Annotated in this window: 16 protein-coding genes and 1 tRNA gene; 10 read left to right on the top strand and 7 right to left on the bottom strand. The window is 66.6% G+C overall.

Annotation, left to right across the window (positions count from 1 at the left end; all coding sequences use genetic code 11):
- Positions 1-846: a hypothetical protein gene (locus A5745_RS16280; RefSeq protein ID WP_076062232.1), complete on the bottom strand. Its 846-nt coding sequence runs from the start codon at positions 844-846 to the stop codon at positions 1-3.
- 98 nt (positions 847-944) lie between these two features.
- Entirely contained in the window at positions 945-1,757 is an 813-nt protein-coding gene (locus tag A5745_RS16275) for a C39 family peptidase (RefSeq protein WP_083662951.1), read from the bottom strand.
- Positions 1,758-1,856: 99 nt separating this feature from the next.
- Between A5745_RS16275 and A5745_RS16270 the strand changes: the two genes are divergently transcribed.
- Both A5745_RS16270 and A5745_RS16265 read left to right on the top strand, forming a co-directional pair.
- Positions 1,857-3,005, top strand: coding sequence for an FAD-dependent oxidoreductase (locus A5745_RS16270; RefSeq protein ID WP_076117312.1), 1,149 nt, complete (start codon positions 1,857-1,859; stop codon positions 3,003-3,005).
- Between the two features lie 55 nt (positions 3,006-3,060).
- Positions 3,061-3,501 (top strand): flavin reductase family protein, encoded by a 441-nt coding sequence (locus A5745_RS16265; protein ID WP_254848605.1) that lies wholly within the window; start codon positions 3,061-3,063, stop codon positions 3,499-3,501.
- On the opposite strand, the gene A5745_RS16260 is transcribed toward A5745_RS16265, so the two are convergent.
- Positions 3,489-3,974: a polyketide cyclase gene (locus A5745_RS16260; protein ID WP_076117308.1), complete on the bottom strand. Its 486-nt coding sequence runs from the start codon at positions 3,972-3,974 to the stop codon at positions 3,489-3,491. The genes A5745_RS16265 and A5745_RS16260 overlap by 13 nt on opposite strands.
- 203 nt (positions 3,975-4,177) lie before the next feature.
- Here A5745_RS16260 and A5745_RS16255 point away from each other — a divergent pair, with 203 nt between their 5' ends.
- From A5745_RS16255 to A5745_RS16230, 6 genes are all read left to right on the top strand, one after another.
- Positions 4,178-5,485 carry a PPE domain-containing protein gene (locus A5745_RS16255; protein WP_076117306.1) on the top strand — a complete coding sequence of 436 codons (1,308 nt, stop codon included), beginning with the start codon at positions 4,178-4,180 and terminating at the stop codon, positions 5,483-5,485.
- 190 nt (positions 5,486-5,675) lie between these two features.
- Positions 5,676-5,975 (top strand): hypothetical protein, encoded by a 300-nt coding sequence (locus A5745_RS16250; protein ID WP_369805029.1) that lies wholly within the window; start codon positions 5,676-5,678, stop codon positions 5,973-5,975.
- A 96-nt stretch (positions 5,976-6,071) separates the two neighbouring features.
- On the top strand, positions 6,072-7,898 hold the full coding sequence (locus A5745_RS16245) for a serine/threonine protein kinase PknE (RefSeq protein ID WP_076117304.1): 1,827 nt from the start codon (positions 6,072-6,074) through the stop codon (positions 7,896-7,898).
- 51 nt (positions 7,899-7,949) lie between these two features.
- Positions 7,950-8,624: a hypothetical protein gene (locus A5745_RS16240; RefSeq protein WP_076117302.1), complete on the top strand. Its 675-nt coding sequence runs from the start codon at positions 7,950-7,952 to the stop codon at positions 8,622-8,624.
- 39 nt (positions 8,625-8,663) lie between these two features.
- On the top strand, positions 8,664-9,284 hold the full coding sequence (locus A5745_RS16235) for a TIGR03085 family metal-binding protein (RefSeq protein WP_076117300.1): 621 nt from the start codon (positions 8,664-8,666) through the stop codon (positions 9,282-9,284).
- Between the two features lie 6 nt (positions 9,285-9,290).
- On the top strand, positions 9,291-10,178 hold the full coding sequence (locus A5745_RS16230; protein WP_076117298.1) for a hypothetical protein: 888 nt from the start codon (positions 9,291-9,293) through the stop codon (positions 10,176-10,178).
- On the opposite strand, the gene A5745_RS16225 is transcribed toward A5745_RS16230, so the two are convergent.
- The gene (locus A5745_RS16225) at positions 10,175-10,492 is read right to left on the bottom strand and encodes an STAS domain-containing protein (RefSeq protein WP_076062141.1); all 318 of its coding nucleotides are present in this window, start codon (positions 10,490-10,492) and stop codon (positions 10,175-10,177) included. The two genes, A5745_RS16230 and A5745_RS16225, sit on opposite strands and share 4 nt — an antisense overlap.
- A gap of 93 nt (positions 10,493-10,585) precedes the next feature.
- Between A5745_RS16225 and A5745_RS16220 the strand changes: the two genes are divergently transcribed.
- Positions 10,586-11,605, top strand: coding sequence for a TIGR03617 family F420-dependent LLM class oxidoreductase (locus A5745_RS16220; protein ID WP_076117296.1), 1,020 nt, complete (start codon positions 10,586-10,588; stop codon positions 11,603-11,605).
- 215 nt (positions 11,606-11,820) lie between these two features.
- Here A5745_RS16220 and A5745_RS16210 read toward each other — a convergent pair whose 3' ends face one another.
- Together A5745_RS16210 and A5745_RS24450 are read right to left on the bottom strand one after the other, a co-directional pair.
- The gene (locus tag A5745_RS16210; protein WP_076117292.1) at positions 11,821-12,300 is read right to left on the bottom strand and encodes a pyridoxamine 5'-phosphate oxidase family protein; all 480 of its coding nucleotides are present in this window, start codon (positions 12,298-12,300) and stop codon (positions 11,821-11,823) included.
- Positions 12,293-12,499 (bottom strand): hypothetical protein, encoded by a 207-nt coding sequence (locus tag A5745_RS24450; RefSeq protein WP_139329652.1) that lies wholly within the window; start codon positions 12,497-12,499, stop codon positions 12,293-12,295. Before A5745_RS24450 ends, A5745_RS16210 begins: the two co-directional genes overlap by 8 nt.
- 463 nt (positions 12,500-12,962) lie before the next feature.
- Between A5745_RS24450 and A5745_RS16205 the strand changes: the two genes are divergently transcribed.
- Positions 12,963-13,787 carry a nickel-binding protein gene (locus A5745_RS16205; protein WP_175879839.1) on the top strand — a complete coding sequence of 275 codons (825 nt, stop codon included), beginning with the start codon at positions 12,963-12,965 and terminating at the stop codon, positions 13,785-13,787.
- Between the two features lie 4 nt (positions 13,788-13,791).
- Here A5745_RS16205 and A5745_RS16200 read toward each other — a convergent pair.
- Positions 13,792-13,865, bottom strand: a tRNA-Pro gene (locus A5745_RS16200).
- Positions 13,866-13,882 lie beyond the last annotated feature (17 nt).

The following is a 13,882-nucleotide window of genomic DNA, read 5'->3' as shown; positions in this document are numbered from 1 at the left end:
TCACCTGATGTGCAGTCCGCGCTTGCGGACCCACAGCACGGCCAACACGGTTCCCGCCGCCCAGACCGCCAGGGCGATGCCGAGATGCACGAAGCTTTTGGTGTCGCGCCCGAACACCGGCCCGATCGCCGCGGGGACCTGTGTCCACAACACTTTGTGTTCGATTCCGCCCATCGGGTCGGCGAGGTAGTACACCGCATAGGGCAGCGCCAGCGCGAAAATCCAGGCGCCGGTGCGCCGCCAGTCGCGGCGATCCTCCCACCGCTGCAGCAACGGCTCGGCGCCCACCGGGAACAGCACGGAGATCAGGTTGCCCACGCCCAACCAGGTGATGATGGGCACCGCAACATTGGGAATCGTGACTGCCAGTTGCGCCGGCGTTTGCTTCCACAATGTCAACGCCATCGCCATCGCCAAAGTCGGCAGGCCCACGATCACAATCAGGGCCAGGTTCTTGATCAGCAGCACCCGCCAAAACGACACCCCGTCCGACAAACCCTTTGCGACGCGGTGGTGGTCGGCGCCGAGCAGGTTGGTCGTGGTGACGTCGGCCAGGACGAACGAGGCGAAGTAGGTGCTGATCAGGACGACCCAGTCGAAGTGATGGTGATGGTAAAAACCGGCGTGATGGTAGTGGGAGTGGGTGTGGTGGTGGGTGGGCGCGGTCAGGTGCTGCACCACCAACCACGCCACGGCGAGCAACAGGTTGGCCAGCACCCCCGACAGCCAGATGCGCGGCGGGGTGAACGCCCAGCGAACCTCGGACCGCAACGCCGACCACGGACCCTTGCCGAGGTCTTCGGCGGCCCGTTCGGCGGCCACGCGATGGGCGGGCGATGCACTCATCGAGGCGCGCAGCGCGCCGCGCACGGGTTGGCGTTTGGGCTTACTCGACTCCGACATCCGCTCCACCGTAGCGTCCGGGCACTGGCGCCGCGGCGCGCTCAGGCGGGCGGCGCGGTGGCGACGATCGTGTCCTGCCCTGTCTGCCATGCGCTCGTGAACGTGGCGACGGGGATTTGCTCGTCGGCGTGATCGACGCCGGGGTCGCTGAGGTGAACGATTTCCTTGTTCGTGTCGATCGCGGTGATTTCGACGTAGTGATCGGCCTTGGTGCGCTGGTCGGTGCCGTTTCCGGTTTGGTCGCCGATGATCGTGGAATTCACCCAGGCGATGACCTTGCGGCCGCCACCGAGATACTGCTGCAGCTGCTCCATACTGGTCTGGTCGCCATAGGTCATCGCCGATTTGATGCCGAAGTGGTCAAGCAGCACGACCAAATCCTCAACGGAGACACCGCCATTGGCGCCCTCATGGCTCGGATCGTTCGAGGCCGCATAGATCATCGTCCCCGGGTTGACGCTCGACGGCGTGCTCTGCGCCAGCGTGATCATCTCTTGCTCGCTCGGCTGGTTACCGGTGCGCTCACCGACTATGTAAGACACCGCCATCAGCCCACAGTTGTCTTCCTTTGACTGCGCGCGCCAAAACTTCACCGCCGCACCCGGGTCGCCGTACACGCCAGGGCCGATGGTCGGCTGCGGGGTCGACGGCGAGTTGCTGGGCGCTCCCTCGGCAGCCGGGGACGCCGCGCTGCTGGTGGCAAGGGACTGTGCGGCGCTGGTGGACGACGAGGTCGAGGACGTGCGCGAGGCGCACGCTGCGAGGGCGGCGACGGTGGCGATGGCGAGGCAAACGACCACCGCGGCACCGCGTGTCGCGATGAGGGTCCGGGCATCCGTTTTGCTGATGGGCATAGTGAACCATCGTTTTGCCGGCCGTGCACGCTGCTAGAACGTGTTACAGTTTGCCGACTTCGCGTAAGGAGGCTCCCATGGATTCCTACGTGATACGGCGTGAACCGTAAACGCGTCGTCGTAGCGGGATTGGGAGACGTTGGTCTGCTGACCGCGATCCGCCTGGCCGGCCACGCCGACGTCGTCGGGATCTCGGTCAAACCAGCGTTGGTCAGCGGCCAGGAACTCGGCGTACGCCTGGCCCGTCCCCACGACTGGGCCCGCGACTACTGGATTCCGTTCGACAGATTCCGCCGGCTGGACGGGGTCCGGACCGTTCACGCAACGCTGACGGGCGTAGACCTGGCCGCCCGATTGGTCCGTGGGCGGCGCGACGATGGCACCACCATCACGGAGGCATACGACGCGCTGGTCATCTCGACCGGAGTCGCCAACGGCTTCTGGCGGCAGCCGACACTGCAGTCGGCCGCCGAGATCGGCGCCGGCCTGCGCGCCGCACACGACCGGCTGGCGGCGGCCAACTCGGTGATCATCGTGGGCGGCGGCGCGGCCGCGGTCAGCAGTGCCGCCAACATGGCAACCACGTGGCCCGCCAAGCGGATTGACCTCTATTTCCCTGGAGAGCGCGCGTTGGTCGCGTACCACCCGGGGATTTGGCAGCGCATCCGAGGTAGGCTGACCGACCTCGGCGTGGGCGTGCACCCCGGGCACCGCGCCGTGATCCCGGAGGGATTCGCGGGCGACGAGATCACCGGCGAACCGGTCAGCTGGAGCACGGGACAACCCCCGGCTCGCGCCGACGCGGTGCTGTGGGCGATAGGCCGGGTTCAACCCAACACCGACTGGCTGCCGGCGGAACTGCTCGACGAACACGGGTTCGTGCGGGTGACACCCGACCTGCGCGTGCCCGGCCATCGCGGCGTCTTCGCGGTCGGCGACGTCGCGGCTACCGACCCGCTGCGCAGCTCCGCCCGCAATCGTGGGGATGCCTTGGTGGCCCACAACATCCGCGCCGAATTCACCGGTCGAAAGCTGCGCACCTTTCGCACGCCCGGGCGGCGGTGGGGATCGCTGTTCGGTATCCAGCCCAACGGGCTGGAGGTGTTCTTCCCCACCGGCAATGCATTCCGCTTCCCGTCATGGTCGGTCGATCGGGTGGTGATGCCGTGGATCGTTCGCTGGGGCATGTATCGCGGAGTGCGCCAAAACAACCATGCGATTCCGGTGCGGTCTGAGCGGGAACACTGAGCGCGTGGTTGGGACGCAAGCGTTCGAGAAATTGGTTGCGCTGCTGAACTATCCGATGTTCGTCGTCACCACGCAGGCCGGTGGCGTCGCGGCCGGATGCCTGGTGGGCTTCGCCAGTCAGGCCAGCATCCATCCGCCCCGGTTTCTGGTCGGTCTGTCAACGCAGAACCACACGTTCCGGGTGGCCGCCGAAGCCACCCACCTGGCGGTGCACGTGTTCGACCGCGCGCATCTCGACGTGGTCGAACTGTTCGGCAGCCAAACGGGCGACAAGGTCAACAAGTTCGACCGCTGTTCCTGGCATCACGGTCCCGCGCAGATGCCCATCCTCGGCGAGGCGGCCGCCTGGTTCGTCGGCGAGATCCTCGATCGTTTCTCTTTGGGCGACCACGTCGGGCACCTGCTGCAACCAGTTGACGGCAGCCCTCCGCACGAACTCGAGCGGTGGGTGTCCTTCAGCGACGTTCAGCACTTAGCACCGGGTCACGAGGCCTGATAACCGCGGCGCACCGTGCGATCGAGAATGCCCAGCGTCGCCCGTAGCGCGCCCTCGGACAACACCGGGAAGATTCCGGCGTCGCGCCACTTCTGATCGATGTTCGACCAGTCGTAAAACGCGGTGACCAGGGTGCCCGCCCCGTCGTCGGCCGGCTGGAGGCGGTAGCCGTAGACATGGCCGATGGGTGGCTTGATCTGGCCCAGCACCGTCCACGCGATGAGCCGATCCCGCTCGAACTCGGTGATGCTGACGGTGACGTCGTATTTGCCGAACTGCGGGAAGTCGTTCAGCGCTTCGCGGTCCATGTGGACCACGAAGGTGTCGCCGACGGCCGCCACCGGGTCGCCTTCGGCGTCCTGCAGCATCCCCGATGAGTCGATCGCGACGTGCCCCTGCGGGTCACACAGCAGCGCGAAGATGTCGGGCGCCGTGGCCGGGATGATGCGATCGATCTCGATGCGTTCGGTCATGATTCCTCGCAACCCCCGAAGATGAGATGGTCAATCACTTTACGGCTATTCGCCGGGGGAACTCGACCAGATCGGGTGTGCGGCAGTGGGTATACGGTTGGCGCTGGAAAAATCACATTAACTTGCGATTAACGTGGCACGAACGGGGCACGACACGGCGGCGTAGGGCCGCTTCGGCGCGACCTGCGGGAGGGTGTGTAGCGATGGACTTCGCGGCATTGCCACCGGAAATCAATTCCGGGCGGATGTATGCCGGTGCTGGGTCGGGCCCCATGCTGGCCGCCGCCGCTGCGTGGGACACGCTGGCCGCCGAACTGCGTTCCGCGGCCGGTGCGTATCAATCGGTGATGGCCGGATTGATCGCCGGCCCGTGGCTGGGCCCCTCCGCCGCGTCGATGGCAGCCGCCGCTGCCACCAGCGCGGCCTGGATTGACGCGACCGCCGCGCAGGCCGAGCAGACCTCCGTCCAGGCCAAGATGGCGGCCGCCGCATACGAGACGGCGTTCGCGGACACGGTGCCCCCGCCGGCCATCGCGGCCAACCGCAGTTTGCTTGCAATGCTGGTGGCCACGAACCTCTTCGGGCAGAACACCCCCGCCATCGCGACCACCGAGGCCGACTATGCGGAGATGTGGGCCCAGGACGCCGCGGCGATGTACGCCTACGCGTTCTCGTCGGCGTCCGCGACCACGCTCTCGCCGTTCACCGAACCACCGCAAACCACCCGCCCGGCAGCGCTGGCCGACCAGGCCGCCGCCGTCGGCCAGAGCACCGGCACCGCCGCCGGGAGCGTCCAAAGCACCGTTTCGTCGCTGGCCGCGGTGCCCAACGCGCTGACCGGCCTCGCCGCCCCGGCCGCGGCCGACCCACCGTCGCTGCTGACCCTGATCAACCTCCTGGGCAGCCTGAGCTCAATCTTTGTCGACCCAGAAATCGGGGCGGCGGGACTTACCGTCGGCACGGTGGCCCTGCCCTTCGACACTGTGAGTGCCCTGACCGGTACCCACACCGACGAGATCGTCAGTGGCTGGGCTGGCATCCAGCCCTGGCCGGGCAACGCACCGGTGCCGCCGACACCGTTCCCCGTGATCACCAACCTCGCCGGGGGGACGACGGCGTCGGCGTCCCTGGGCGGGGCGAACAAAATCGGCGCACTGTCGGTGCCCGCGGGCTGGACCGCCGAGGCCGCCCCGGCGGTGCGGCCGGCCGCGCTCGGGTTGCCGACGGCCAGCGCAGGTGCCGCACCCAACGCCGCGCTGACCATTGGTACCGGTAGTCCGCTGGGCGACATGGCCGTCGGGGCGACGGCCAGCCGAGCCCTCAGCGGGGCCCTCGGCACGGGTCGCCGGGAAGGCGCCAGAACGCCTGCCAGTGGCACGGAGTCGCTCGAACGAGGCGGCGTCGTCAAGGGAATCGCCGCCGAGCTGCGGGAACTGGCTGAGCTTCGCGACTCGGGAGTGCTGACCGAAGAAGAATTCCTCGAGCTGAAACGACGTCTTCTCGGCCGCTGACCGGCCGGACGCGCTCGACAGGCGACGAACCGCGGACCTTCCTATGATGAGGGGGTCCGGGGTGAAGCTTTCATCGAATCGCATGCGCGACATCACCTTCAGTCCACGTCGCCGAAATTCTCGCGGGCGTTCTAGGAGGGCCATCGGCGTGAGCAGTGCCAACGACGAGCAGGATTTCCGCAATCTGGCGGTGAATCGACTGCGGCCCAGCGAACTTCACTGGGCGCTCAACCATGACTCGGTGCACGGGATCGCGTACGCGTTCCGGCACCCCGTCGCCGTGGCGGAAGCCACTGACGATCCGAACGACGACAGAAAGACCTACCTGGTCCGGGTCCGCCGCGATGATCTCGCCAACGCGCTGGGAAAGATCAACGACTGGATCACCCAAAATCCGGGCCCCGCCGGCATGCACGCTTACGGATTTGTCCGGGCCCTGTCCCGGGAAGGCCTCAGCGAACGGAGAACCGGCGGCGAAGAACACCGCTGATCCGGCACGCTGCCATTCTCCGCATTCACCGTGCCCCCCGGTTGCCCAAACCATTAGCCTTATGCCTGGCACGCCACCGCGGGTGAGGAGTCGGCGATGAGTGACACGACCGCGGATCCGCGGGAGGGTTCGGAGTTCGGGCCGTATCGGCTGCGGCGGCTGGTCGGTCGCGGCGGCATGGGCGACGTCTACGAGGCCGAGGACACGGTGCGGGAGCGGATCGTGGCGCTGAAGCTGATGTCACCGACCCTGTCCAGCGATCCGGTGTTTCGTTCACGCATGCAACGCGAGGCCCGGACCGCGGGACGCCTGCAGGAGCCCCACGTCGTGCCGATCCACGACTTCGGCGAGATCGACGGGCAGCTCTACGTGGACATGCGGCTGATCGACGGCATGGACGTGGCGACCATGCTGAGTCGCTACGGGCCGCTGTCCCCGCCGCGGGCGGTGGCGATTGTGCGCCAAATCGGCTCGGCGCTCGATGCCGCACATGCCGCCGGAGTGCTGCATCGCGACGTGAAGCCGGAGAACATTCTGGTGAGCGCGGATGACTTCGCCTACCTCGTCGATTTCGGTATCGCCAGCGCCACCTCCGACGAGAAGCTGACGCAGTTCGGCACCACCGTAGGCACCTTCAAATACATGGCGCCCGAGCGGTTTACCGACGCCGACGTGACCTACCGGGCCGACATCTACGCGCTGACGTGTGTGCTGTACGAGTGTCTGACCGGGTCGCCGCCCTATCGGGGCGACCAGATCAGCGTGATGGGTGCACACCTGAACCAGGCGATCCCGCGGCCCAGTGCGGCGCGGCCGAGCATTCCGGTCGCCTTTGACAGCGTGATCGCCTGCGGCATGGCCAAAGAGCCCGCGGACCGCTATGCCACCTGCGGTGATCTGTCGGCGGCCGCGTACGCGGCGCTGGCCACGCCCGATCAGGATCGCGCGACCGACATCCTGCAGCGAAGCCAATTGGCCGCGCGCCCGGCCGCGTTTGCCGGCCAACCCCCCGGCAGTGTCGCGCCGTCGCCGCCCGCGGTCGCAACCCACGCACCGCCGACGGCACCGCCACCGGGCCCGGGCCCGGGCTGGGCGTCGGCCACGGGGTCACCGGTCGGTCCCGGCGGACCGGTGCCACAGCCGACGGGATGGGGAGGCGCGCCCGCCTGGGCGCCAGGCGATTTGGGCGCGGGTACCCCGCCGTGGGGCCAACCGCCTCAGCGCGGCTACAAGCCCTGGCTCTGGGTCGGCGTCGCCGCCGTCGTCGCGGTGGCGGTCGTCGGCGTCGTCCTCGTGGTCGCCCTTCCGTGGCGGAAGGCGTCCCCGCCCGCGCCGACGCCCCCGCCGCAGCCGGCCGACGCCGTCGAGTTGCGAGTGCTCGACGACGGCGTGTTTGTCGGCAGCTCTGCGGCATCGACGACGATCGACATCTTCAACGAGCCCATCTGTCCGCCATGCGGCAGCTTCATCCGGTCCAATGCGGGCGATATCGACAGTGCGGTGAACAACAAGAAGCTCGCGGTGCGCTATCACCTGCTCAACTTCCTCGACGACAGGTCGCACAGTAAGGACTACTCGACCCGGGCGGTGGCGGCGACGTATTGCGTTGCCGCGCAAAATGATCCGAAGCTCTACAGCGCCTTCTACACTGGGCTTTTCGCGAGCAACTTCCAGCCTGCGGAGAACGCAGCGCAGGATCGCACCGACGGCGAACTGGCCCAGCTGGCCAAAACCGTCGGTGTCGACCCCAGCGTGATCAACTGCATCAAGTCGGGCGAAGACGTCGCGACCGCCAAAACCAAGGCCGGTGCCGGGGACACGACACTGGCCGGGTTCAACGCCACGGGGACGCCGTTCGTGTGGGACGGCACCAAGGCGATCAACTATCAGGACGCGACCTGGCTCACCAAGCTCATCGGGTAATCCCGCGAGTCGCTGCGACGTTTTGGCCTGTTCTCCGTCGATGATCCATCCATGGCGCGCACCACGAGGGCCTCGATCGCGACGGCCGCGTGCCTCGTCGTCGCTCTGGTGTGTGGGGCGCTCTCCGTGTCGTGGGTCGCATCGGCCGGCGCGGCGCATGCCGAAACCGGCATGTCCGTCCCGGACGCCAACTACGAGCTGGGGATGTACGGCGACCCCGCCGCGGCAGCGCGCTATTGGCGCAAGCAACATTCCTCGGACTGCGGGGAGATGGCGGTGGCCGACGCGGTTGGCGAGATCACCGGCCGTGAGCCCACCGAGCGGCAGATCACGGCGGTAGCCGAAACCACCCCCAGCACAGCGGGTCGCGGACCGATCTGGAGGCGCTCCGGCAACACCGATATCCGAAACCTGCCGGCGCTGTTCTGGCACTACTGGATCAGGGCCGACAACATCCAGACCACTCTCAATGCGCTGGAGCAGGTTTTGGCCGACAGGCGCAAGATCGTCGTGATCCTCAACGCCGAAACCATCTGGAACCGGCCGGGCAGGCGCGACCTGGCCAACCACTTTGTCGCGGTAACCGGCATCGACACCAAGGCCGGTGTGGTGCACCTCAACGACAGCGGGATCGACACCGGCCGCGACGAGCGGATACCGATCGCGACGTTCGAGCGCGCGTGGGCCCCCAACCACAATTCGGCCGTCGTCACAAAGGACCGCTGAGGCACTTCCGCCGATCAGGCCAGCCTCTAGGCTGACAAGGTGTCGGTTGCTCAACGCGAACGTGCCGCCCTCGTCGAAACCATGCGCAGCGTCGGGCCCGAGGCGCCCACCCTCTGCGAAGGCTGGACCACCCGGGACCTGGCCGCCCATCTGGTGATCCGCGAATACCGCCTCGACGCCGCGCCCGGCATCGTCATCCCGCTCTTCGCCACCCGCACCGACAAGGTGCAAAAGGACGTGGTGCAACGCAGCGACTGGGAGGAGCTGCTGGACAAGGTCGCATCCGGCCCGCCGGTCTACTCGCCGCTCAAACTGCTCGATCCGGTGGCCAACGTCGCGGAGATGTTCATCCACCACGAGGATGTGCGGCGCGCGCAGCCGGGCTGGGAGCCGCGCACGCTCGCGCCGGCTCTGGTCTCCAAACTGCGTCGCACCCTGCCGCTGATGGCCCGGCTAACGCTGGCGAAGGTTCCCGGCCGCATCGCATTGCGCACCCCGGAGGGCAAGACGGTGCTGACCGCCGGGCGGGGCCCGGCCGTTACGGTCACCGGCGCACCAGAGGAGCTGCTGTTGTTCGCCGTCGGGCGCCAGGCGCGAGTCGACTTCGCGGGCGATGCGGCCGCGGTCCAAGCGGTTCGCGACGCGCCCAAGGGGTTGTAGCCCGCGATGCCCAGAGAACCGCGACTGGCCCGACGCTTTTACGACCGATTCGAGCCCGTGCACGCGGTGACGTACTTTGCGCCGGAGGCGCGGGCGGCGCTGGACGGGCTGGGTTACCGCGGCTTCTGGATGGGCTACTTCGCCGCCCGGTCCGCGCCGCTGGGCATCGTGCCGACAGAGGTGGTGACCGCGACCTTCTACAACTTCGCGCCCGAGCGCGTCGCGAAGGCCCTGCCGGCGGCATGGCAGATCGCCGGTCCGCAAGCCGCGCTGCACGCCCGGCAGGAATCCGCGGTTGCGGCGCTGAGTCGCTACGGCATCACCGTAGACGAAAACGTCCGCACCGCAGCCGAATTGGCGGCAAAGGCGGCCCGCCAGGCCCCTGTCGACGGGCGGCCGCTGTTCGCCGCGAACCTGGCGCTGCCGTGGCCCGACGATCCGCTGGCGGCGCTATGGCACGCGACGACGCTGTTGCGCGAGCAGCGCGGCGACGGCCACGTGGCCGTGCTGGCCGCGGCGGGCATCTCCGGTCGGGAATCCAACGTGTTGCACGCCGCGGCTGGCAAAGTCCCCCGTGACTACATCGCCCGCACCCGCGACTACGACGAGGACGCGTGGCGCCAGCAGGAGCAGCGGCTCGCCGAGCGGGGCCTGCTCGATGGCGACGGATCGCTGACCGCGGCGGGCCGGCAGTTGAAGGACCACATCGAAACGAGCACCGACGCGCTCGCGCTGTCGGCGCTGGATGCGCTGAGCGACGACCAGGTGGAGGCCCTGTTTCGGGCGCTCACGCCGATCGCCCGGGCGGTGATCGCCGGCGGCGACGTCCCCGCCGTCACGCCGATGAATCTGCACCGCGACGAATTGCACGACGCCAGCGCACATTTGGCCTAGGGCGACGGCGCGGCTTCGACGGTCGCAACCTTGTTGAGACCGCTGATGGTGAGGACGCGAACCAGCAGGGGATGCACGATGACATGCAGGCCGTCGACCTTGTCGGCTTGATCGAATAGCGCGTTGATGGCCCTGCTGTCGAGGTACTTGATCGTGCTGAGATCGACGGTGATTGGGTTGCGAGTCCCCGCGCTGGCGGCGTCGAGCGCATGGATGAACTGACTGATGTTGCTGAGATCGATCTCGCCCGTCGCAATCAGCCGCGGCGTCCCATCGGGGCCACGCTCGATGTTCAGGGTGAGCGGGGGGGCCATCAGGTGATCCTCGCATGCACGTCAACCAGCGTGTCGCGGTGGAGTGAATAGTGCGCGGGCACACCCGCGATCGCAGGGAGGTACCTTTCGACAATGCAGGTCGACGTGATGGCCGTTCCGCAGCCGTTGGGGCAGATCGCCGACATTGCCCGACGCACGCAGGCCTCGGGGTTTTCTGGTCTTCTTTTCACCGAAACGGGGCGCACCGCCTACCTCAACGCCGCGGTTGCCTCGCAGGCCGCGCCCGGCCTCGAACTCTCGACCGGCGTTGCGGTCGCCTTTCCGCGCAGCCCGTTCGTCACCGCGGCGACCGCGTGGGAACTCCAGGAGGCGACCAACGGCAAGTTTCGGCTGGGCCTTGGCACGCAGGTTCGCAGACACGTGGTGCGCCGCTACGGGATGCCCTTCGATCGCCCCGGCCCGCGCCTGCGCGACTACGTGCTCGCCGTGAAAGCATGCTTCACCGCCTTCCGGTCGGCGACATTGGACCACCACGGGGACTTCTACGAGCTGGACTTCATCACCCCGCAGTGGAGCCCGGGACCCATCGACGCGCCCGATCCCAAAGTCGACATCGCCGCGGTGAACCCGTGGATGCTGCGCATGGCGGGCGAGGTGGCCGACGGTGTGCACATCCATCCGCTCGGCGAGCCCGGATATCTCGCGCGCCACGCAACGCCGAACATCGCTGCGGGGGCTGCCAATTCGGGGCGCACGCCGTCGGACATCGCGGTCATCGTGCCGGTCATCACGATCGTCGGCGACACCGACGAAGCACGCCACACCGAACGCGAACTCGTGCGAGCCAGCCTGAGCTTCTACGCAAGCACACCCAACTACGCGTTCATCATGGACGAGGCGGGATTCGAGGGGACGACCGCGCGGATCCGCGAAAAGCAGAAGGCCGGCGACTTCAAAGGCATGGCAGCGCAGATCAGCGACGAACACATTGCCGCCTTCGCCACCGAGTCGACGTGGGACGGCCTGGCCGACGCACTGGTCGACAAGTACCAAGGAATCGCCACCCGCATCGTCCTCTACAACGCCCTCGCCGATCCCGAGCGCTTCGAGCGATACGGCGAGGTCGCGCGGCGCATATCGCCCCGGTCCTGACGGCTTCGAACCCGAGTCTGTGATCTTCGCCAATCCCGGGACGGCGTGGCCGGCGGACTATTACCCTGGCGACAGTCAGGAGGGGAAAATGGACGGATTGTTTAGCTATGGCGTGGGGGTTGGTCCGGCAATTGTGCTGCTGGCCCTAGTGGCAACGGCCTTTTTCCACAACGTTCAGAAGAAGCAGCGCCCCCGCGATTACGACGAGCAAGACGCTAACCGTCGTTGATGAGGTCGGCGAGGAAACCGGGTAACCGGCCGGCGCCAAAGTCATAGAACCGCGCCCAGAGCGGCTCGATCGAAATGCGCACCATCTGCTTATAGGTCGATCGCACGTTGCGTTCGAACTCGGCAAGATCTGATTCGTCCATTGACGTCCTCGCCGCCGCGAGGTACTCGTCGGTGACGCCGTCGACGGTTTCGAGTGTGGCGAGGCCCCGCACCAAAAGCGCCTTTGCCTCTTCTGGAGTCGAGCCGGTGTCGATCGTCAACGCGACTTGCGGGCGGGATGAAAGCGCGCGAACTTTCGGGGAGGTCGGTGCCGTGGAGACAACGATGCGTTCGCCCGTCCAGTAGAACCCGACGGGGATGACCCGCGGGAAGCCGTCGTGTCCGTTGTACGCGAGCCGGGCCATGGAACCGGAGAGCAGCTTCTGCGCGTCGGGGTGGCCAAGCTCCCGAGCCAACTCACTCATGGTCTTCCTCCCAACCCCACTCGTCATCGTCGAGGACATCCACGGTGAGATCGTTGTCGGCGGCGCCCTTCGTGCCGTAGGCAAACGTGAGCAGGGTGCGGTCGTCGTCAAGAGATGCGACCGCTATGACGGTGGCGTGCCCGACCTTCATGCGGATCCGGTCTCCGGGCTGCAATTCGTCGACACGTTTAAGGGGCACGCCTTACCCATCAACGCCAGTGAAACTGAAACCGCATTTCGAGATGCCGCCGTGCCCGAGGACGGCCTCCCGCGAGGTCGCGCAGCATCGTCGACTCCGTATCACCAAACCACCACTTCAGCATTATCACCGGTGTAGCACTGGGTCGACGTCACCACGGCACCATCGATGAGAGCCTAAATGCCTGCACGATCGGTTACATGGGGATTTGAGAAATCTTTGGAGCTGGGTTGTCAGCGATGAGAACCTCTTCGACGTGTGTCGGGCTGACAGAAGTTGAACCGGCGACCACTATAGCCCAGTCGGACATCGCCCGAATTTGACTGTCTTGCAATGGCTTTCGCAGCCACCTGACCAGCGCAAAGGCGTTCCAGCCGGGCGGCGACGCAGCGAGGACCGCAGCCGCCCGTGCGGATGGGGCTGGCGTGGCGACGGCGTCGTAAGATTGTTTATGCCGTATTACATGGACATTCACGAACTTCCAGACGGCATCACGCGGGCAGATTTGGCCAAGGCCCATGCCCAGGACCTTGCCGTCCAGGAAAAGTACGGCGTCAGCTATCACAAGTATTGGGTCAACGAAAAAGCCGGGAAGGTGTTTTGCCTTTGTCACGGACCCAGCGAGGAAGCCGCCGAAGCGGTCCATCGCGAAGCCCATGGCCTGGTAGCGGAAAAAATTATTCAAGTCGAACCGGGCGTTGCCGATCTGTTCATGGGCGGCAGCGAACTGGATGCGAGCGGCGCCGTCATGCTGCAAGGTGCGCGAGACCCCGCGATTCGGACAATCCTGTTTACCGACATTGTCGGGTCCACCTCGCTGACTCGGAAGATGGGCGACGAAGCCGCTATGGAGGTGCTCGACGTGCACGATTCCATCGTCCGCCAGGAGCTCGCCGAGATGGGCGGCAGTGAAATCAAGCATTTGGGCGACGGCATCATGGCCTCATTCACGTCCGCCGCAGCTGCGGTCAAATGCGCGACCCGGATTCAACAGGAGATTAGGAAACACGGCGAAGAAAACGAGGCGAACGCGTTCCAATTGCGGGTCGGCATCGCGGCTGGAGAGCCGGTCGAACATCATGACGACCTCTTTGGTTGCACGGTCCAGCTCGCCGCCAGGCTGTGCGCCCACGCGCGGCCCGAAGAAATCCTGGTTTCGAATGTCGTCGCTGAACTCTGCGAAGGAAAAAAGCTCTCGTTCCAAAATCTCGGCGAGGTTAGCCTCAAAGGCTTCGAGCAGCCCGTCCTGACACACGCGGTTGCGTGGTGTCCCCAGGGCACGAAGTAGTTAGTCGGGCTGACAGGATTTGAACCTGCGACCACTTGACCCCCAGTCAAGTGCGCTACCAAACTGCGCCACAGCCCGGATGCCGGCGAGTGCAC

This window comes from Mycobacterium sp. IS-2888, assembly GCF_001954215.1.
Lineage (GTDB): Bacteria > Actinomycetota > Actinomycetes > Mycobacteriales > Mycobacteriaceae > Mycobacterium.
This window is presented reverse-complemented; position numbering and strand designations above follow the sequence as displayed.